Origin of the sequence: Actinoallomurus rhizosphaericola, assembly GCF_024055675.1 — a bacterium.
GTDB classification, from domain to species: domain Bacteria; phylum Actinomycetota; class Actinomycetes; order Streptosporangiales; family Streptosporangiaceae; genus Actinoallomurus; species Actinoallomurus soli.
Window position 1 is genome coordinate 105,770 of the sequence record NZ_JAMXMW010000016.1, and the last position, 18,291, is coordinate 124,060.

An 18,291-nucleotide genomic window follows, 5' to 3' on the forward strand; every position below is an offset into this window, starting at 1 on the left:
ATCCCATAGCGGGATTCGTTAATTTCTTCGCTTCTACTTTGTGACGTTCGTTGCCACTGTCACCTCGACGCATGAGTCGCTTTGAGTTTGGCTGGAAGTCGATTTTCGCCAGACGGCACGACTGAGATCGGGGTTTCTCGTCGCCATCGGTCTCCTCTTCCGGTCATTCGTACGTCTCCGCAATGCGGATGATCAAGTCATCTGACTCTGCCGCGCTGAGCGCCGACGCGCGGAGGTGATCGAAGCCGATTCTAGCCGTGCGGACGTCAGTCCCTCGATCGAGGAAGAGATTGCCGGCGAGGGTGTCAACGAAGACAACGTCTCCAGCATCTGCTTCCGGGAACGAAAAGATGCCGAAAGCGCCAGCCAGAGATGCGTGCGGGCCAACGGTGTAGGGAATGACTTGGACCGTTACCGGCCGACGTCGTGCCTCGCTGCTGAGATGTCGGAGTTGCTTACGCATGATCTGTGGACTACCGATCACGCGGTGTAGCGCGGCTTCGTCGATCACGACCCATAGGCCGTGCATGTTGCCTCCTTCGGCCAGCACGGCCTGACGCTCCATGCGGAGTTCGACGCGTCGTTCGATCTCAACGTCGTCGAGGGCGAGGGGGCCGCTGCGTGCGATGATCGCGCGAGCGTAGTCCGGCGTTTGAAGCAGGCCGGGCACCATGAGCGGATGGAATAGGCGTGCTGAGGAGGCTGCGGTCTCCAGGTCGATGACGGTGGCGTATTCCTTGTTGTCCAGCAGGTCGCTGTAAGGCTGCCACCAGCTCTTCTCCTTCGACCGGCGGGCGAGCGTGATGAGGCGGTCGCGGATCTCGCCAGGGCCTACGCCGTACAGGTCGAGCATGGCGGCGACGTCGTTCCAGGTGACCGAGATGCGGCCGTTCTCGATGCGGGAGATCTTGGAGTTCGACGCCCAGCCGAGGCGTTCGGCGGCCTCGTAGCTGGTGAGGCCGGCGGCCTCGCGGAAGCGGCGCAGCTCCGCGCCGAGCCGGCGACGACGGGCGGTGGGGGATGTCTCTCGCATGGTGGGGATCCTCCGAAAAATCTTGGAGCTGTCGACTCAAAGCAGTTGCAGGATTACCTACAGCTACCGCATGCTCATGGCCATGCAGGATACCGCTCTATGCCGCGTCATGTTGCGCCGTCTGGCGGACAAGCTCCTCGTTCGGGGTCTGGTGGCCGTGCCGGTCACCACGAGCGGTGGCGCGGCGCTGTTGCGGGTGACCCGCGGCCGACGCGTGCTGTTCGTCGCGTGCCTGCTCACGTCCGACGGCCGCTGGGCGTACATGTGGCAGCGGGGATACGCGCTCACCGACGACCGGCGCGCGCCGGCCATGATCCAGAAGGAGCTGGCGTGGTACAGACGCTGACGAAAACACTCCCCGGCACGCCGGACCAGGTCCGCAGGGTGCGGCGCATTGTGGGTGCTGCGCTCGGCGACGCTCATCCCTGCCTCGACGATGCCGTCCTGCTCTGCAGCGAAACGGCGACGAACGCCATCAACCACTCCGACAGCGGGGCCGAGGGCGGTACGTTCACGGTCTGCATCGAGTACACCGACGCCTGGGCGCGGGTCAGTGTCCGCGACGACGGCTCGGCCCGGCTGCCCTGCTGGTGTCGCGCCGGTCTCGGTGCCACCAACGGGCGGGGGACCGAACTTCTGGACAACCTCGCGGCCCGCTGGGGTGTCCTCCGCCAGGGGGCCGGCAACACCGTGTGGTTCGAACTCGAGCGCTGTTCGTCATCCGCGCGTCTTATCGTCGACCAGAGCCCCGGCGGATCATCCGGAGAAGCGCGACTGTAGCGGCGCCTGTGCTCATCCAGAACAAACGTTCCTTCACCGGAACCTTAGGTTCGACGATGGGTGACGCGGCGATGCGTCCGGTGCTCACCGGTGGCTGGGCGCGCTGGTACTCCTCATCGAGGATCTCGTGGAATCGCCGCTCGCGGCGGCTCGCCGACGTGGAGAGCCGGGTCTCTCGGGCGTTGCTCCAGTACTCACGCCCGACGTGCCCCTGGAACATCTCGTTCGCGATGACGCGTAGGCGGGCTTCCGGGAGAGCCCTGGTCTCGAAGGACAGCGACCACTCAGCGATGATCATGTTGGTGTAGAGCAGTTGCTTCCGCGTTTTCGGATCGTCGGGTTCTGGCACCGGGCCCCAGCACTCGTCGAGGTCGGGGTCCTCCATCGCCATCTTGAGGAGATCGCCGATGGTTTGGCGGCGGGTCTCTTCCCGGGCGAGTTTCGTCTCCCGTGCCTGATAGCTCAAGGTAAGGACGATGCCGACAAGCGCCAGCACCGAGATGATGGCGGACGCCGCGCCGTACGTCTGGCCGATGAAGCTCAGCCGCTCCCATCGATCCGTGGCACCGTGGAAGGCGCCCAGCGCGATCGGGGATATGCCGATCAGGGCGACGGCCGTCAGGGCGATGAGCAGGAGAAGGGTCGTGGTGAGCGCCCCTCTGACGCTTCGGTTACCGGTGCTTCGGCTCATACCTCTTGATGGGTCCGGCTGGTCACGGGGCCGACGGCAGGAGCGTCATGATCTCACGGGTGAAGTAACCCGCGAATGGCTCCGCCGACTCCCAAAGTGCCGCGATCTCCCGGGTGGCTTCACGCATCACGTGGGGATCGTGGATGCGTCTGGCGCCGCAGGCCCGCCAGTCCTCGTCATAGCTGACGTGGTAGAGCGCGTGCTCGTCGACGACGATCTCGGGGAGAACGGCGTCGCGTTCAAGGGATTCGATCTGCCTTGCGTCAAGGACGCGAATCAAGGTTCCTTCGTCGGCCAGGATCCTGAACCATTGCATCTCCCACAGCAGGTACGGCGACACGGGCCGCTCGACGACGCGTAGGCGTCGAAGCTCGCTGCCCTGCCGGGCGTAACTCTCCACCTCGGCCCGTGCCTCGGCTCGTTCGCTCTCGAACACGGCGATGACGCGTGCCCAGTCATTCTCGACGAAGGCCCGCCAGCTGGGGTCGTCGTCGGGTTCGTGGAAGTACTGGGAGCGCTCGAGTTTCCAGATCGGCCCGGTAAGGTGCTGAGTCTCTTGTCGCCGTAGGGCGTGATAGGACGCGACGTCCAGCGTCTGTCCCGGAATCCTGCGAATGCGATCAAGCATCCCGAATATCCGGTTTCGCGGCGCTCAGCATGTTGCCGGGGATGACGATCAAGCGTTCGTCAACGCCGATGCGGACGTCTGCGGGCAGCCGGTCGGCGAACGCCGTCGTCATGTCGCGCCCGACGATTGCGATGTCACCGTTGTCCAGTTCCCAGATGTCCGGACAGTCGTTGGTGGTGCGGCTGTTTCCTAATTCGGCTGCGGTCTTGCCGAGTCGGCGCCTGAACCGCGCTTCGCTGTCCGCTTCCCAGGGACGTTGCACGGCGATCTCCTTCGGCCTGCGACGGTGACTCGCCAGAACTGTCGCACGCCGTAGAAGGGTGACACAACCTCTGTCGAGGTGCGTCACTCCTTCCGTCTGGTTGAGGCGCAGCGCTCTCGGACGAGGAGGGTAATCCGACCGGGAACCCCTTGGTGCATGGAGTCGAACGAGCAGAGACCTTGGCCGCCTGCCACACGAACGGGCGCTGGATGTCAGGAAGGGCGATAGCGCCACGTTGGATGTCTTCGATGAGCCGTCCCACAGAGTAGGTCGCGTCCTTGAAGAGAGGAACGGGTTCTGTAGTCAGCTGGCTCGTCACCGAAGGATCGCGTGACTCCGGCCGGCGATTGGGGCGTCGGTCATGGCGGTGATTGAACCCTGGGTCACTGTCGGGCCGGATCGGGGGGTGGAACGATCATCCGAGTCTCAGCCCCCCATCCCCCCTCTTCCAGGGAGAAGACGTGGCGCGTACCCCTGTTCGTGTCGCTTCCGTACTGATCGCGGCCGGTGTCGTGGCGGCGAGCCCTTCGGTCGCCTCCGCCGCTCCGAAGGCTCCCGCCGCCGGAACCCCGCAGGCGGCGGCTCCCGCCGCCGCGCAGGTCACCGAGGGCGGCCATCACTACAAGCTGCTCGCCGAGCCGCCGTCGGACGTCACCGCGGCGGCCCACTACTGGAAGTCCATGTCCATCAAGGGCCAGAAGCAGAAGAAGGGCAACTGGTGCGGCCCGGCCGCCGCCGCCTCGGCTCTGACATACCAGACCGACGTCAAGGTCACGTCGAGCACCCAGAGCTATCTGGCGAAGAAGATGGCCACCGACAAGATCGGCTTCACCTCGCCCATCGCGATGGGCCGGGAGATGACCAACTACATCAACAAGGCGTGGCACCGGAAGGGCACGAAGTACAAGGCGTACCGGAGCATCACGAACCCGAACCTCTGGGACGGGGTGCGCGGCGCCTACTACTACGGTGAGGGACCGGTCGTCATCACGGTCTACTCCAGGAAGAGCTGGTACCCGAAGGCGCCGAAGACCATGGCCCACTACGTGGTGATCTACGGCTTCGACGACACCACGAGCTGGGACCAGTCGACCTACCTCATCTGGGACCCCGCGCACGGCAAGCGCACGCTGAAGGCGACCCAGTGGCAGAAGATCGCCTATGCGGGCCGGTTCGTCGTCGCGTGGAGCGGCCTGCCGTTCTGACGACGACGGGAGGCGGGCTCCGTCCGTCTCCCGTCGCCCCGGCCGGGCCAGTGCCGGAACCTCTGGGAGGCCGGCGGCGTCGAAGATCGCATCAGGTGGTGAGAGGTGAGTGGATGCTGACACTGGCCGATGAGCTTCTGCTGCTGGCGCTGCGGGAACAGGACGGAAGCGCGATGATCGGGTCGACCGACCTGGCCTGCGGTATGGCCGGCGCGTTGCTGGCCGAGCTCGCGCTCGCCGAACGCGTCCAGCTCGTCGACGGGCGCGTCGTCGCGGTCGACCCGTCTCCGCTCGGCGATCCGGACCTGGATGCTCTTCTGGCGAGGATCACGGCGGACGGCAGACGCCGCAAGGCCGAGCAGTGGGTGGACCGGGCGCGCGCCGGGATCCGGAAGCGACGCCTGGCCCGTCTCGTGGCGATCGGCATCTTGGGAACACGGGAGCACAGAGTTCTCGTTTTCCGGCACACCACCTATCCGGAGCGTGATCCCCGGCCCGAACAGGAGCTCCGCGCCCGACTTCGAGCGGTGCTGGGCGGCGCTCCGGCCGACGAACGGTCCAGCGCTCTGCTCGCGATCGTCCACGCCTGTCGTCTCGACCGGAAGGCGTTCCCAGACGTCGACAGGCAGGTCCTGCGCCGGCGCGTCAAAGAGATCACCGAGGAGCAGTGGGCGGGGCGGGCCGTGGCGAAGGCCATCGCGGCGATCCAGTTAGCGGTCGTCGCCGCGACGTCCGCCGCGGTCGCCGCGACCAACGCCAGCACCGTGGCCGGCGGCTGAGACGGCCCGCTCTGCCGCGTCACGCGGGGCCGCCGGGCGCTCCCCGGCCCCGGCGGTCGGCGATGACGGCGGTGATGCCGTCCGGCGTTCGTCCGGGGCAGACTCACTTTCATGGGGACGCTCGACGAGTTGCGGGACGCGGAGTGGCGGCGGCTGCTGGCCGCGGCCCGCCGCCGGCTGCTGAAGACCGGCGGAGAGCCGGTCGGAGTCATCACGCTCACCGATCCCTCCGAGGACGAGCGGCGGATCGTCGCCCGGATCACCGATTCCACCGCGGACGGGACGCGCGCGCGGCGGCTCACCGTCTCGATGAGCGACCTGGACCGTATGCTGCGCCGGGCGTACGGCATCGGCCTGCTGGCCGTCCTGGCGTGGATGGACGCGCCGCAGCCGCCGGCGGGCATGGCCGCGGCGCTGCAGGCCGCGTTGCGCGGTCGGCACGCGGGCGAGGGATGGTACTCGGCGTGGCTGGGCCAGGTCTCGCGGGACGGGACCGCCGCCCGGCTCGTACGGGAGGGGCGTGGTGAGCTCTTCGCCCAGGCCGGGGCCGTACTCGACCGGCTGCCCGCCGAGGACGTGCCGCTCCCCGTGCTCGCGGAGTGGGCGACGGGCGATGCGACGGCGCTGTACGCCACTCCGCTGGCCGACCTGGTGCTGCGGGCGCTGCGGCTCTGGCAGGGGGCGTCGCAGCCGTCCGACCGGGCGGCCGAGCGCCGGATCTGGAACGACGCCGGCGTGCTCGTCGATGACCTGACGAGCCAGGTCCTGGTCCTCAACCTGCGCGTGGCCGAGGAGCACGCGGTCGCCCGGTGGCTGGGTGAGGCGGCGGCCGGGGGGATGCCGTTCCGCGCCACTCTGCAGCAGCTGATGAGCGGTCCGCTGACGCCGCAGGCGCGGGAGGTCTTCGTCTGCCAGAGCCCGGCGGTGGTCCGCGCGGCGGCCGCCCGGCTGGGCGCCGGGTGCGCCGCGCTGGTGTGCACGGAGGGCCGGGCGTCCGTGGCCTGCCGCCGTCTCCTCACCGCGGCGGTCGCCGCCGGGGCGCGGATCCGGTGGCACAGCGACTTCGACTGGGCGGCCCTGCGCATGACGGCCGCGGCCGTGCACCGGTACGCCGCGCTGCCCTGGCGGATGGGCGCCGAGGACTACCTGGAGGCCGTGCGGACGGCCCGCGACCCGCTGCGCGGCGTCCGCGCCGCCACTCCCTGGGACGAACGCCTCGCGGTCGAGATGGCCAGGGAGGGGTGCGCCGTCCGCGAGGACCGACTCGTGCCGGTGCTGCTCGACGACCTGCCGGCCGACACCGCCTGATCCCTGCCCGAATGGGCGGCATTGGGACCGGAGTCCCGGTTCGGATGGGGACCGCAGGATCTAGTGCGGTCGGCCCGAAACCCCGATTCTTTATCCAGGGTCTCCGGCCACGGCTGGAAGACAGAGGGTCGCGCCGGTCCGGCGGCGCGGCCCTCCTCTGAACTGCGTCAGCCCTCGTCGAAAGAACCGTCCCAGGCCCACGCCAGGGCGCGGGGGAGACCCCAGTGCCCGAGCGGCGTGAGGCGCCGGTGCTGGTCCAGGGCGCCGAGGGCCTCCCAGACGGGGACGATCAGCTCGAACCCCTGCTCGACCGGTTCGCGGTCGTCCGGGTCGTAGGAGCCCTCGATCTCGGGGCAGCCGTCCGCGTACCCGAACAGGTCCGAGGGCCGGGCCGGCGCGCCGACGCCGGCCCTGGCCAGGCCGATCACCGCGCCCGCCCAGTCGGCGTGCTGGAGGTTCATCAGCGCGCTCTCCTCGTGGGTGCCCAGCCCCGACTCGCCGTTCATGGCGATCAGCGCCCCGGCGGCCTGGGTCCACAGGACCTCGTCGTCCGCGGGCGGCCCCCCGCGCCAGCCGGCGGCCGTGGCCAGGTGGCGGTAGGGCCACTCCTTGAGCGCGCCGCGGATGCGTGCGGCGGCCGGGCGGAGGTGCTCGGCGGGAACGGCGGTGGCCACCACTTCGGGCAGTGCCTCCCGTAGGATCTCCACCGCCGCACGGTCGGCCTCCTGCCACTCCCGCAGGAACTCGTCCGCGTCGAATTCGAGGAGGTCGTCGTATCCCTCGACCTCGCTCGTCGGGAGCCGTGTGACGTTGTCGTCCTTGTCGCTCACGACACCGAGGGTATAGGCGTTCGCGAGCGCTGATCGCCGGTTGCGGAAGTCGCCCGCGCCCGGCGCCGGTCCTACGACCCCGGCCGGAGCAGCGGGAAGGTGATCGTTTCGCGGATGTTGCGGCCGGTCAGCGTGATGAGCAGCCGGTCGACGCCCATGCCGAGGCCGCCGGAGGGCGGCATGCCGTACTCGAGGGCACGCAGGAAGTCCTCGTCCAGGTCCATCGCCTCGGGGTCGCCGCCGGCCGCCAGCAGGGACTGCTCGGTGAGGTTGCGGCGCTGGACGATCGGGTCGATGAGCTCGGAGTACGCCGTGCCGAGCTCCAGGCCGAAGACGATGAGGTCCCACTTCTCGGCGAGCCGCGGGTCGTCCCGGTGCGGGCGGGTGAGCGGCGAGGTGGCGGCCGGGTAGTCGCGGACGAAGGTCGGCGCCTGCAGCGTGTGCTCGACCAGGCACTCGAACAGCTCCTGGACGAGTTTCCCCTGCTCCCACGATGGGTCGTAGGCGAGGCCGACCCGGTCGGCGTGCTTCTGCACCGTGCGCAGTGAGGTGCCCGGAGTGACCTGCTCGCCGAGCGCGTCGGACACCGAGCCGTACACCGTGATCTCGCGCCACGGCTCGCCGAAGTCGTACTCCACGCCGTCGCGGACGACGACGGTCGAGCCGTTCGCCGCGAGGGCCGCGTCGGTGACGAGCTCGCGGGTGAGGACGGCCATCGTGTCGTAGTCGCCGTACGGTTCGTACGCCTCCAGCATCGTGAACTCGGGGTTGTGTCGTGGGGACACGCCCTCGTTGCGGAAGTTGCGGTTCAGCTCGAACACCTTGCCGGCGCCGCCGACGAGCAGGCGCTTGAGGTACAGCTCGGGCGCGATCCGCAGGAAGAGGTCCATGTTGTAGGCGTTCATCCTGGTGGTGAACGGCCTGGCCGCCGCGCCGCCGTGCACCGGCTGCAGCATTGGCGTCTCGACCTCCAGGAAGCCCTCCTGCCGCAGGCGGTCGCGCAGGGCCGTGACGACCTCGCCGCGCATCCGCAGCATGCGCCGGCTCTCGTCGTTGACGATCAGGTCGACGTACCGCTGCCGGACCCGGGACTCGTCGGACAGGGCCTTGCCGGGGCCGCTGAAGCCGCTGGGAAGGGGGCGCAGGCACTTGGCGGTGAGGGTCCAGAAGGAGGCCAGCACCGACAGCTCGCCCGTCCGGGACGTCACGATCTCGCCGCGCACGCCGACCTGGTCGCCCAGGTCGATCAGCTGCTTCCACGCCCGCAGGGCCTCGGCGTCGATGACGTCCGCGGCGAGCATCACCTGCAGGTCGCCGGTCTCGTCGCGCAGCCGAGCGAAGATCAGCTTCCCGTGCTCGCGGGCGAGCATGACCCGCCCGGCGATCGCGACCTCCTCGCCGGTGCGGGTGTCCGGGGCCAGGCCGCCGAACCGCTCCCGGACCTCGGCGGCGGTCGCCGTACGCTCGAAGCCGAGCGGATAGGGCTCGATGCCGGCCTCGCGCAGCCGGTCGAGCTTGGCGTGGCGCACCCGCTCCTGCTCGGACAGGCGCCGCGCCGGTATCCGGGCGGCGTCCGCGGACTCCTCGATCTGCTTGATCCGTTCGACCAGCGCCGGGGAGGGGGTCGGCGTGTCGAGGCGGGGCCCGAACGGCGTGGGCAGGAACCCCTCGGCGCGGGCCATGGCGAGGCCGATCCGGATCAGCTCGCGGTTCTGCTCGAAGCACACGAAGCGCGGGGTCCAGACCGGGTTGTACTTGGCGTTCGCCAGGAAGAGCGACTCCAGCTGCCAGAACTTCGAGGCGAAGGACAGCAGCCGGTACGCCAGCCGGCTGACGGGCCCGGCGCCGATCGCCGAGCCGCGTTCGAACACCGACCGCAGCATGGCGAAGTTCAGTGAGACCCGGGTGACGCCGATGACGGCGGCGTTCTCGGCCAGCTTGGCGACCATGAACTCGTTGAGGCCGTTCTCGGCGTCGCGGTCGCGGCGCATCAGGTCCAGGGACAGGCCGGGGCGGCCCCAGGGCACGAAGCTGAGCAGGCCGCGCCGCCGCCCCACGCCGTCGAACGCCTCGACCATGACGCAGCGCTCGTCCGTCGGATCGCCCAGGCGGCCCAGCGCCATGGAGAACCCGCGTTCGGTGTGGCCGTCGCGCCACCGGTCGGCGTCGGCGATCAGCTCGGCCATCTCCTCCGGGTCGATCGCCCCGTGCCGGCGGATGCGGACGGTGTAGCCGGCCCGCTCCACGCGGCGGACGGCCTGGCGCACCTGCCGCATGTCGCGGCCCTCGAGGTTGAACTCGCGCAGGTCGAGGATCGCCTCGTCGCCGAGCTCCAGCGCGTCGAGCCCGCACCGGCCGTACGCGGCGGCGGCGCGCTCGCTGGCGCCGATCACGCCGGGGATCCAGGCGTGCGCGCGGCACTCGGCGAGCCACTCCTTGATGGCGGCGTCCCAGGCCTCCGGGTCGCCGAGCGGGTCGCCGGCGGCGAGGGAGACCGAGCCCTCGACCCGGTAGGAGATGCCGGCCCGGCCGTTCGGGGAGAAGATGATGTCCTTGTCGCGGCGGAGCGCGAAGTAGCCCAGGGAGTCCTGGTCGCCCCACTCGGCGAGCAGGGAGCGGGCGGGCAGCTCCTCGTCGGGCGTGAGGACGGCGTGGCGCTGACCGGGCCGGAACAGCGCCCACACGGTGACGACGAGCAGGCCGCTGCCGAGCACGCCGAGGATGCCGTCGACCCAGCCGGGGACGTCGACGTTGAGCTCGTGGCCGCTGACGCCCGCGCCGAGGAGCGTCTGCAGGCCGGCGTACACCAGGTGCGTCCACTCGGCGCCGCGCGGGTCGCGGTCGGTGAGGAAGACCAGGCTGGTGCCGACCACGCCGCCGACGATCAGCAGCCCGGTGAACACCAGGAGGGCGAGCCGCCGGTTGGCACGGTCCGGCAGGGCGGAGAACTGCCCGCGCGCGGCGACGAGCACCACCACGATGATGCCGAACGCGGCGGCCGTGGCGAGCTCGCCCCCGCCGCCGGCGGTGCTGGCCAGGGCCCAGACCGCGAAGAACAGCAGGAAGAAGACCACGCTGATGCGCCAGGCGGCCCTCTTGCGCCGGCGGACGCCGACCGACAGCAGGATGAGCAGCAGGCCGTACGGGAGGCTGGAGTACCAGCCGAAGTAGTTGATCGAGCGCAGCACCCAGATGCCGGACAGCCACTGGATCAGGCCGGACGACAACCAGGCCAAAACGGACAAAACGCCCGAAACCCGGAGATACCAGAAGAGGGCCGTGGGTACGGCCTCGACGACCCGCTCCCATCCCCGGGCCACCGTGGTCTTCATCGCACCCCCGTCGTCATGCCGCACATTCTTTCTTTGTACCGGGGATTAGGTGAGCGTCAGGCCAAATGAACGCTCCGCCTGTCGGTATCGTGCATGGACTATGCCGGAAAAACCCCTTCTTGCCCAGCGTTACCGCCTGCTCACCGAAGTGGGGCGTGGTGGCATGGGGACGGTCTGGCACGCCCGCGATGAAGCGCTCGGCCGGGACGTCGCCGTCAAAGAGGTGATCCTCCCGCACGGGTTCTCCGACGAGGAGCGGGAGATCCAGCACAAGCGGACCTTCCGCGAGGCGCGCACCGCCGCCCGGCTCAGCCATCCCGGCGTCGTGACCGTCTTCGACGTCGTCGAGGAGGACGGGCGGCCCTGGATCGTCATGGAGCTGATCCGGGCCCGATCCCTCGAGCAGATGATCAAGCAGGACGGCCCGCTCTCGCCCCGGCGCGCCGCCGAGATCGGGCGGCAGATGCTGAGCGCCCTGATGACCGCTCATGAGGCCGGCATCCTCCACCGCGACGTCAAGCCGAGCAACGTCCTGGTCATCGACGGGCGGTCGATCCGGGCCGTGCTGACCGACTTCGGCATCGCCCGGGCGCAGAGCGACGCGACGCTCACCCAGACCGGCATGCTGATCGGCTCTCCGGCCTACATCGCCCCCGAGCGGGCCAAGGGCCGCCAGGCCGTGCCCGCCTCCGACCTGTGGTCGCTCGGCGCGACGCTGTACGCGGCCGTGGAGGGCAAGTCGCCGTTCGAGCGGACCGAGGCGATGGCGAGCCTCGTCGCCGTCCTCACCGAGGAACCCCCGCCGGCCCCGCACGCCGGGCCGCTGGCCCCCGTCATCGCCGGTCTCCTCCGCAAGGACCAGGAGACGCGGCTGACCGCCGCCGAGGCCGGGGTCATGCTCGACCGGATCCTCATGGACACGTCCGGCTCGACCCGGGTGATGGAGACGGCCGGCGCTCAGGCCGCGAGCACCCGGACGGATTCCGGTGATCCCGCGGCCATGCCGATCACCGGCCAGGTCATGACCCCGGCGGATCCCGGCGAGACGGCGACCGACGACCCGGCGGCCCGCGACACGCCGGTCGACCACGCCGGATACGATGCGGCGGTCGCCGAGGACGGACGGCCGGTCTGGCTCTCGGGCCGGCATGGGAATCTGGCGATCGCGGTCGTCCTCGCCGTGATCGTCATCGGCCTGATCATCCTTACTCTCGTGCGGTAACTCACGGCAAACGGTGCCGATCCGTCATCTCCGATCGGTATCGTCCTCAGCTATGCCACTGGGGGAGGGTTCCGTACTCGGCCGTCGTTACCGACTGCTCTCGCACATCGGGCGAGGCGGCATGGGCACCGTATGGCGTGCCCATGACGACCTCCTCGCGCGCGACGTCGCGGTCAAGGAGGTCCTCTTCCCGCCCGGACTGACCGACGACGAGCACAAGGTGCTGTACGAGCGCACGCTCCGCGAGGCGCGCTCGGCGGCCCGGCTCAACCATCCGGGGATCGTCACGGTGCACGACGTCGTCGAGGAGGACGGCCGGCCGTGCATCGTCATGGAGTTCGTACGGGCGCGCTCCCTGCAGGAGGTCATCGACGAGGAGGGCCGGCTCCCGCCCGCCCAGGTCGCCGAGATCGGCGCGCAGGTGCTCGCCGCCCTGCGCACCGCGCACGCCGCGGGCATCACCCACCGGGACGTCAAACCGGCCAACGTGCTGCTCGCCGGGGACTCGGACGAGCCGATCTCCCGCTCCACGCGCGTCGTCATCACCGACTTCGGCATCGCGACGATGGAGGGCGACTCGACGCTGACCCAGACCGGCCTGATCATGGGGTCGCCCGCCTACGTCGCCCCCGAACGGGCGCGCGGCGACAAGGCCTCGCCGGCCTCCGACCTGTGGTCGCTCGGCGCGACGCTGTACGCCGCAGTCGAGGGACAGTCGCCGCACTACCGGCCCGAGGCGATGGCGGCGCTCACCTCGGTGATCTCGGAGGAGGCGCCGCCGCCCCGCCATGCCGGCGCGCTCGCGCCGGTGCTCATGGGCCTGCTCGACAAGGACCCGGCGCGGCGCCTGACGGCGGACCAGGCCGCGGAGGGCCTGACCCGGGCCGCGCAGAGCACCAGACTGCTGCCGACCCCCGCGTCCCCGAACGGCGAGGGATCCGCGACCGGCGACCGGACCGCGGCCGACGACGGAGCGACCGGCGACGAGCCGGGCGATGGACACGACCGGCCGGCGCCTCCCTGGCGCCTGACCGCCGACCCTCCGCCGCCGCATCATCCCTCGGTCGCCATGGCGGAGCCCGGGGCCGGCGGGTGGCCGTACGGCCCGGCCACGGTACGGGATCCGGCGCCGTCCGGCTCCGGCCGTCCGGAGCCGAGCGGACCCGCCCCGTCGATGCCCGGCCCGGCCGCCGGACCGCCGTCCGGACCCGCGCCGTCGATGCCCGGCCCGGCAGGTGGCTCGCCGCCCGGCCCGGCAGGCGGTCCGGCGGGTCCCACGCGCTCCGTCTCCGGCGCACAGGACGAGGCGTGGATGCGGACCTCCGGCCAGCCCGCGCAGGCGACCACCGCGCCCGTGACGGGCGCACGGAGGGGAAGGGCGGTGGCGATCGCCCTGATCCCCGTCCTCGTCGCGGCCGGGATCGCCGTGGCGGCGGTGATCCACAACTCCGGCGGCGGTGGTCGGCCGGCGCCGTACGACGCGGCGACGAAGCAGTCGACCCCGACGCCGCGCCCGTCGCCGACCAGGAGCCCGGCTCCCACCGTTCCGGCGGGCTACCACAAGGTCACCGCACAGGACGGGGCGACGCTCGTGGTGCCCAAGGGCTGGGAGCACCAGACCAACGGTCCTCAGTCCGAGCTCTGGATCGATCAGGCCACCGGGAACCGCGTCGAGGTGGACACGATCCCCTGGGGCACGTCCGACCCGGTGCAGCACTGGGTGAAGTGGGGCCACGACGCGCCGCAGCACCTCCCGGGGTTCCAATGGGTCAGCTCGCCGACCTCTGTGACGGAGCGCGGCTGGAAGGCGGGCGACGCCGAGTACAGCTGGAACGCCGGCAGCCACGGGAAGCTGTACGCCATCGACCGGGGCTTCACCGTCAACCGCACCCAGTACGCCATCATGGCCGCCGCCGGCAGCAGATCCGCCGCCGGCACCTACTTCGGTGCGGCGTTCAAGTTCTTCCGGCCCGCCCCCCGGTGACGCGTACCCGACGATCTGGCCGCCATTTTCCTTACAAGGAGTAATCGATCACCACTCTCTGTCACGATGTAAGGCGCAGATGACGCGAGAGACTTCGTGGAGGGAGTTCCCGTGCATACGACTGTGCGGGCGGCCTATCCGGCGGACCGCACCGCCGTGGCGCAGGCGCGCCGGTTCGTCCGGGACACGCTCACGGCGTGGGGGGCCGAGGACGCGCTCGACGACGCGGTGCTGCTGACCAGCGAACTGGCGACCAACGCCATCACGCACGCGGGAACCCCCTTCGAGGTGATCTGCCGCGTGGACGACTCCTCGGTGCAGGTCGAGGTGGTGGACCACGATCCGGCGCGGCTGCTCCCCGCCCCCAGCGAGGCGGACGACCTCAGCGTCAGCGGGCGCGGACTGCTGATGCCCCTGCTGCTCGCCGCGGCCTGGGGGGTGACCTACGCGGCCGGCTCCAAGACGGTCTGGTTCCGCCTGGCCACCCGGTCGGCGTCGGCCTGGGCGCCGGCGCCCTGCGGCTGCGCCACGCCGGTGCGCTGACCGGCTTTCCGAGCCGCCCTCGCCGCCCGCCGGCCGGAGTCGGTCGGCGCGTCGCCGGGCGGCGCCGCGCGGCGCCGCCCGCCACGAGGTCCTACTGCAGCCATCCCGGCTTGACCAGGCCGGTCTCGTACGCCATCACCACGAGCTGGGCGCGGTCGCGGGCGTGCAGCTTCACCATGGTCCGGCTCACGTGCGTCTTGGCGGTCGCGGGGCTCACGACCAGGCGTTCGGCGATCTCCTCGTTCGACAGTCCCTCCGCCACCAGCGCCATGACCTCGCGCTCCCGGTCGGTCAGGCCGCGCAGTTCCGCCGCGGACCGGGGCTTCCTGGCCTTCGCGGCGAACTCCGCGATGAGGCGCCGTGTCACGCCGGGTGACAGCAGCGCGTCGCCGGAGGCGACCTCCCGTACCCCGCGGATCAGATCGGTCGGCTCGGTGTCCTTGACCAGGAAGCCGCTGGCCCCGCCGCGGATCGCCTCGAAGACGTACTCGTCGAGCTCGAACGTCGTGAGGATGACGACCCGGGTGCCCGCGAGCCGGTCGTCACCGACGATCTCGCGGGTCGCGGCCAGCCCGTCCAGCACCGGCATCCGGATGTCCATCAGCACGACGTCGGGCCGCTCGCGCCGCGCCAGGCGCACGGCCTCGGCGCCGTCTCCGGCCTCGCCGACGACCTCGACATCGGGCTGTGCGTCGAGGAGCGCCCGGAACCCCGCCCGTACCAGGGCCTGGTCGTCGGCGAGCAGTACGCGGATCAATCGTGCTCCTTGTCCCCGGCGGGCATCCCCGCCTCGTCGTGAGCGGAGGTCTCCGCCTCGTTCCGAGCGGGTGTTCCCGCCTCGTCGTGAGCGGCCGTCCCCGCCTCGCCTTGAGCGGGGATCTCCGCCTCGTCGTGAGCGGCCGTCCCCGCCTCGCCCTGAGCGGAGGCCTCCGCCTCCTGAGGAGGGGCCTCCATCGTGTCCCGGCCGGGAGCTCCCGCCCTCGTCGCGTCCGCGGGTACCGGGAGGGTCGCGCGGACCCGGAAGCCGTCGGCGCCCGGCCGCGGCCCCGTGACGATCTCACCGCCGAGGGCGGTGACGCGTTCGCGCATCCCGGGGATGCCGTCGCCCCCGCCGGGCAGGTCGCCGGGGGCGCCGCGTCCGTCGTCCTCGACCTCCAGCCGGAGCTCGCCGGGCCCGTACGCGACGCGCACGGTGGCGGTGACGCCCGGCCCGGCGTGCCGTGTCACGTTCGTCAGCCCCTCCTGGAGGATGCGGAACGCCGCCAGGTCGACCCCCGCGGGCAGTGGGTACGGCCGCCCGGTCACGCGGGTCCGGACGGTGATGCCCGCCGCGCGCGCCCGGGAGACCAGGTCGTCGAGGCGGGCCAGGCCCGCGGTGGGCGCCCGCGGCGCGTCCTCGTCCACCTGCCGCAGCACGCCGAGCACGGAGCGCACCTCGGTCAGCGCCTCCTTGCTCGCCTCCTTGATGGCGGCCAGGGCCGTACGCGCCTGCTCGGGGCGTTCGTCCATGAGGTGCAGGGCCACGCCCGCCTGAACATTGATCATCGAGATGTTGTGCGCCAGGACGTCGTGCAGTTCGCGGGCGATGCGGAGCCGTTCCTCGCTGGCCCGGCGGCGTTCCTCCTCCGCGCGGGTGCGGCGCGCCTCGGCCGCGCGTTCGCTGCGGATGCGGGCCAGTTCGGCCCCGGTGAGCACCAGCAGCAGCCAGGTCAGCGTGACCAGGGCGTGCGTGGCCGACCAGGTACGCAACCGGAACGGTCCGAACGGCGCCAGCTCGCCCAGGAGGGCGAGAAGGCCGGACCCGACACCCGTGGCGATCCAGGCGCCGACGCGACGCCCGGCGCCCACCGCCGCCACGATGGCGACGACCACGCTCAGGAAGACCGGGCCGAAGACGTACCCGCGAAGGACGTAGCAGCAGGTCACGGCGAGCACGACCGCGAGGACGGCGACCGGGAGACGCCGCCGCGCGAGCAGGGCGAGCGGCCCGGCGACGAGCAGCGCGTACGCGAGCGCGTCCAGGTGCCCGGCCTGGTAGCGCATGTGGACGTCGGCGCCCGTCGAGCCCATCACCTGGATGAAACCGACGACCGGCGGAACGACCCACACCGGCAGCGCGCCGGGCCGCCATCGCGTACTCACAAGGGGGACTTTAGGATGCGGCCGCGCGGCAGGCATCCGGTCGCGGTCGGCATCCCGCGTACGCCCCGGGGAGTACCCGTTCCGCTGCACCTGGGTTTACCGGCCGATAGCCATCGAGTCCCGATACTGGCTCGGGCCCGCCTGTTTTGCGCGGTTCTGGCAACTTTTTCGGTGCCTCAGGCATCTTGTGATTAGGGAGTGCGGGTTCGCCGATACCGTAGTCGGCTGAGCGCGGCATTGCGCGATGCTGAGAGCTCGATGAGTTTCAGGCACGTTCCGTCGGCGGACGAGCCGGATCTGAGAGGACACCCAGTGGGACTGACGAGCGGGGGCTTCTTCGGTTTTCTGATCGTGGTGGCCGTGGCGGCGACGGCCGTGATCATCTGGTGGTGGCCGAAGTTCGCCGGGTCCGGCATCGGTCCGTTCCTCGCCCGGATCGGGCTGTTCCTGACCGCCCAGTTCGCGCTGATCCTGGTGCTGCTCGCCGGGGTGAACAACTACTTCCTGTTCTACGCCTCCTGGTCCGACCTGATGGGCACCAACAACCAGGGCGTGAACGTGCAGCTGAACAACAACAGCAGCGGCCCGAGCAGGCCCCAGGGCGCCGGTCAGCCCCTGGCCCGCCAGGTGACGACCATCGGCCAGAAGAAGAAGGCCGACCCCGCCAAGGACGGCCAGATCGAGCAGGTGGAGATCCGCGGTGACCGCACCGGGCTGACCACCCAGGCGTACGTCTACCTGCCTCCGCAGTACTTCCAGAAGAAGTTCGACAAGCGCCGCTTCCCGGTGATGTACGACTTCACGGGCTTCCCCGGCGTCCCCGAGCAGCTCATCACCCGGATGAACGTCCCGGCCACCGCCACCCGGGAGATGAACGCCGGCCAGGTGCAGCCGATGGTCATCGTGATGCTGCGCCCGACGCCCACGTCGCTCATGCCGAAGGACACCGAGTGCACGGACGTGCCCGGCGGCCCGCAGGTGATGTCCTTCTACTCCCAGGACCTGCCCGAGCGCCTCATGTCCACCTACCGGGTGGCGACCGGCGACCACAGCTGGGGCGTGATGGGCGACTCGACCGGCGGGTACTGCGCGGTCAAGCTGGCCATGATGCACTCCGACCGGTTCACCGCGGCGGTCTCGATGGCCGGCTACTTCTACCCGCGGCAGGACTGGCAGACCGGCGACCTGTACGCCGGCAACAAGCAGGTGAAGTCGGACAACAGCCTGATCTGGCGCCTGCAGCACCTGCCGCCGCCTCCCATCTCCGTGCTCGTCACCACCAGCCCGGATGGTGAGAAGGACTACGGCGAGGCGCGCAAGTTCCTTCAGCTCGCCGCGGCGCCCATGGCCACGGACAAGATCCTGGTCCCCGGCGGCGGCCACAACCCGCACACCTGGAAGCGGGTCACGCCGAGCGCCCTGCAGTGGATGAGCGCCCACCTGACCCACGAGGGCCCCTGACCCGCCACAGGACGTACGGAGGACGGCCCTGAGCGCCGCAACGGGGCACGCGCGGCCCCTGAGCGCCGCACAGCCTACGAGCGGCCCCTAG

17 protein-coding genes are annotated in these 18,291 nt (G+C 70.7%); 9 read left to right on the forward strand and 8 right to left on the reverse strand.

The window, feature by feature from the left end:
• Nucleotides 1-163: 163 nt before the first annotated feature.
• Nucleotides 164-1,033 carry a helix-turn-helix domain-containing protein gene (locus tag NE234_RS30765; protein WP_252784337.1) on the reverse strand — a complete coding sequence of 290 codons (870 nt, stop codon included), beginning with the start codon at nucleotides 1,031-1,033 and terminating at the stop codon, nucleotides 164-166.
• Between the two features lie 76 nt (nucleotides 1,034-1,109).
• On the opposite strand from NE234_RS30765, the gene NE234_RS30770 reads away from it, so the two are divergent.
• Together NE234_RS30770 and NE234_RS30775 are read left to right on the forward strand one after the other, a co-directional pair.
• On the forward strand, nucleotides 1,110-1,379 hold the full coding sequence (locus tag NE234_RS30770) for a hypothetical protein (protein ID WP_252784338.1): 270 nt from the start codon (nucleotides 1,110-1,112) through the stop codon (nucleotides 1,377-1,379).
• A complete protein-coding gene (locus tag NE234_RS30775) occupies nucleotides 1,364-1,813 on the forward strand; it encodes an ATP-binding protein (RefSeq protein WP_252784340.1) in 450 nt (149 codons plus the stop codon). Before NE234_RS30770 ends, NE234_RS30775 begins: the two co-directional genes overlap by 16 nt.
• Here the strand turns inward: NE234_RS30775 and NE234_RS30780 are convergent.
• From NE234_RS30780 to NE234_RS30790, 3 genes are read right to left on the reverse strand one after another with little or no spacing between them, the layout of a single operon-like run.
• Nucleotides 1,764-2,504: a DUF6082 family protein gene (locus NE234_RS30780; protein WP_252784342.1), complete on the reverse strand. Its 741-nt coding sequence runs from the start codon at nucleotides 2,502-2,504 to the stop codon at nucleotides 1,764-1,766. The two genes, NE234_RS30775 and NE234_RS30780, sit on opposite strands and share 50 nt — an antisense overlap.
• 22 nt (nucleotides 2,505-2,526) lie before the next feature.
• Nucleotides 2,527-3,132, reverse strand: coding sequence for a DUF6879 family protein (locus tag NE234_RS30785; RefSeq protein ID WP_252784344.1), 606 nt, complete (start codon nucleotides 3,130-3,132; stop codon nucleotides 2,527-2,529).
• Nucleotides 3,125-3,394, reverse strand: coding sequence for a hypothetical protein (locus tag NE234_RS30790; protein ID WP_252784346.1), 270 nt, complete (start codon nucleotides 3,392-3,394; stop codon nucleotides 3,125-3,127). The genes NE234_RS30785 and NE234_RS30790 overlap by 8 nt, the downstream gene beginning before the upstream one ends.
• Nucleotides 3,395-3,855: 461 nt before the next feature.
• Here NE234_RS30790 and NE234_RS30795 point away from each other — a divergent pair, with 461 nt between their 5' ends.
• The 3 genes from NE234_RS30795 (at nucleotide 3,856) to NE234_RS30805 (ending at nucleotide 6,686) form a co-directional block, all read left to right on the forward strand.
• Nucleotides 3,856-4,599: a C39 family peptidase gene (locus NE234_RS30795; RefSeq protein WP_252784349.1), complete on the forward strand. Its 744-nt coding sequence runs from the start codon at nucleotides 3,856-3,858 to the stop codon at nucleotides 4,597-4,599.
• Between the two features lie 113 nt (nucleotides 4,600-4,712).
• On the forward strand, nucleotides 4,713-5,378 hold the full coding sequence (locus tag NE234_RS30800; RefSeq protein WP_252784351.1) for a GOLPH3/VPS74 family protein: 666 nt from the start codon (nucleotides 4,713-4,715) through the stop codon (nucleotides 5,376-5,378).
• 111 nt (nucleotides 5,379-5,489) lie between these two features.
• Nucleotides 5,490-6,686, forward strand: coding sequence for a TIGR02679 family protein (locus tag NE234_RS30805; RefSeq protein ID WP_252784353.1), 1,197 nt, complete (start codon nucleotides 5,490-5,492; stop codon nucleotides 6,684-6,686).
• 167 nt (nucleotides 6,687-6,853) lie between these two features.
• Here NE234_RS30805 and NE234_RS30810 read toward each other — a convergent pair whose 3' ends face one another.
• Nucleotides 6,854-7,516, reverse strand: a complete 663-nt coding sequence (locus NE234_RS30810; RefSeq protein ID WP_252784355.1) for a hypothetical protein — start codon at nucleotides 7,514-7,516, stop codon at nucleotides 6,854-6,856.
• Nucleotides 7,517-7,587: 71 nt separating this feature from the next.
• Complete coding sequence (gene lysX / locus NE234_RS30815) at nucleotides 7,588-10,848, reverse strand: bifunctional lysylphosphatidylglycerol synthetase/lysine--tRNA ligase LysX (protein ID WP_252784357.1); 3,261 nt, start codon at nucleotides 10,846-10,848, stop codon at nucleotides 7,588-7,590.
• 100 nt (nucleotides 10,849-10,948) lie between these two features.
• Here lysX and NE234_RS30820 point away from each other — a divergent pair, with 100 nt between their 5' ends.
• The 3 genes from NE234_RS30820 to NE234_RS30830 all read left to right on the forward strand — a co-directional run bounded on the left by NE234_RS30820 (nucleotide 10,949) and on the right by NE234_RS30830 (nucleotide 14,597).
• Nucleotides 10,949-12,070: a serine/threonine-protein kinase gene (locus NE234_RS30820; RefSeq protein WP_252784359.1), complete on the forward strand. Its 1,122-nt coding sequence runs from the start codon at nucleotides 10,949-10,951 to the stop codon at nucleotides 12,068-12,070.
• Nucleotides 12,071-12,122: 52 nt separating this feature from the next.
• Complete coding sequence (locus NE234_RS30825; protein ID WP_256529666.1) at nucleotides 12,123-14,054, forward strand: serine/threonine-protein kinase; 1,932 nt, start codon at nucleotides 12,123-12,125, stop codon at nucleotides 14,052-14,054.
• Between the two features lie 111 nt (nucleotides 14,055-14,165).
• The gene (locus NE234_RS30830; protein ID WP_252784362.1) at nucleotides 14,166-14,597 is read left to right on the forward strand and encodes an ATP-binding protein; all 432 of its coding nucleotides are present in this window, start codon (nucleotides 14,166-14,168) and stop codon (nucleotides 14,595-14,597) included.
• A 91-nt stretch (nucleotides 14,598-14,688) separates the two neighbouring features.
• On the opposite strand, the gene NE234_RS30835 is transcribed toward NE234_RS30830, so the two are convergent.
• Both NE234_RS30835 and NE234_RS30840 read right to left on the reverse strand, forming a co-directional pair.
• Entirely contained in the window at nucleotides 14,689-15,354 is a 666-nt protein-coding gene (locus tag NE234_RS30835; RefSeq protein WP_252784363.1) for a response regulator transcription factor, read from the reverse strand.
• The gene (locus NE234_RS30840) at nucleotides 15,351-16,739 is read right to left on the reverse strand and encodes a sensor histidine kinase (RefSeq protein ID WP_252784365.1); all 1,389 of its coding nucleotides are present in this window, start codon (nucleotides 16,737-16,739) and stop codon (nucleotides 15,351-15,353) included. The genes NE234_RS30835 and NE234_RS30840 overlap by 4 nt, the downstream gene beginning before the upstream one ends.
• 312 nt (nucleotides 16,740-17,051) lie before the next feature.
• Here NE234_RS30840 and NE234_RS30845 point away from each other — a divergent pair, with 312 nt between their 5' ends.
• Complete coding sequence (locus NE234_RS30845) at nucleotides 17,052-18,200, forward strand: alpha/beta hydrolase (RefSeq protein ID WP_252784367.1); 1,149 nt, start codon at nucleotides 17,052-17,054, stop codon at nucleotides 18,198-18,200.
• Nucleotides 18,201-18,291 lie beyond the last annotated feature (91 nt).

Coding starts and splice junctions, on each gene's coding strand:
- NE234_RS30805 (WP_252784353.1), top strand. CDS start 5,490: ATGGGGACGCTCGACGAGTTGCGGGACGCGGAGTGGCGGCGGCTGCTG.
- NE234_RS30785 (WP_252784344.1), bottom strand. CDS start 3,132: ATGCTTGATCGCATTCGCAGGATTCCGGGACAGACGCTGGACGTCGCG.
- NE234_RS30770 (WP_252784338.1), top strand. CDS start 1,110: ATGGCCATGCAGGATACCGCTCTATGCCGCGTCATGTTGCGCCGTCTG.
- lysX (WP_252784357.1), bottom strand. CDS start 10,848: ATGAAGACCACGGTGGCCCGGGGATGGGAGCGGGTCGTCGAGGCCGTA.
- NE234_RS30765 (WP_252784337.1), bottom strand. CDS start 1,033: ATGCGAGAGACATCCCCCACCGCCCGTCGTCGCCGGCTCGGCGCGGAG.
- NE234_RS30780 (WP_252784342.1), bottom strand. CDS start 2,504: ATGAGCCGAAGCACCGGTAACCGAAGCGTCAGAGGGGCGCTCACCACG.
- NE234_RS30800 (WP_252784351.1), top strand. CDS start 4,713: ATGCTGACACTGGCCGATGAGCTTCTGCTGCTGGCGCTGCGGGAACAG.
- NE234_RS30825 (WP_256529666.1), top strand. CDS start 12,123: ATGCCACTGGGGGAGGGTTCCGTACTCGGCCGTCGTTACCGACTGCTC.
- NE234_RS30820 (WP_252784359.1), top strand. CDS start 10,949: ATGCCGGAAAAACCCCTTCTTGCCCAGCGTTACCGCCTGCTCACCGAA.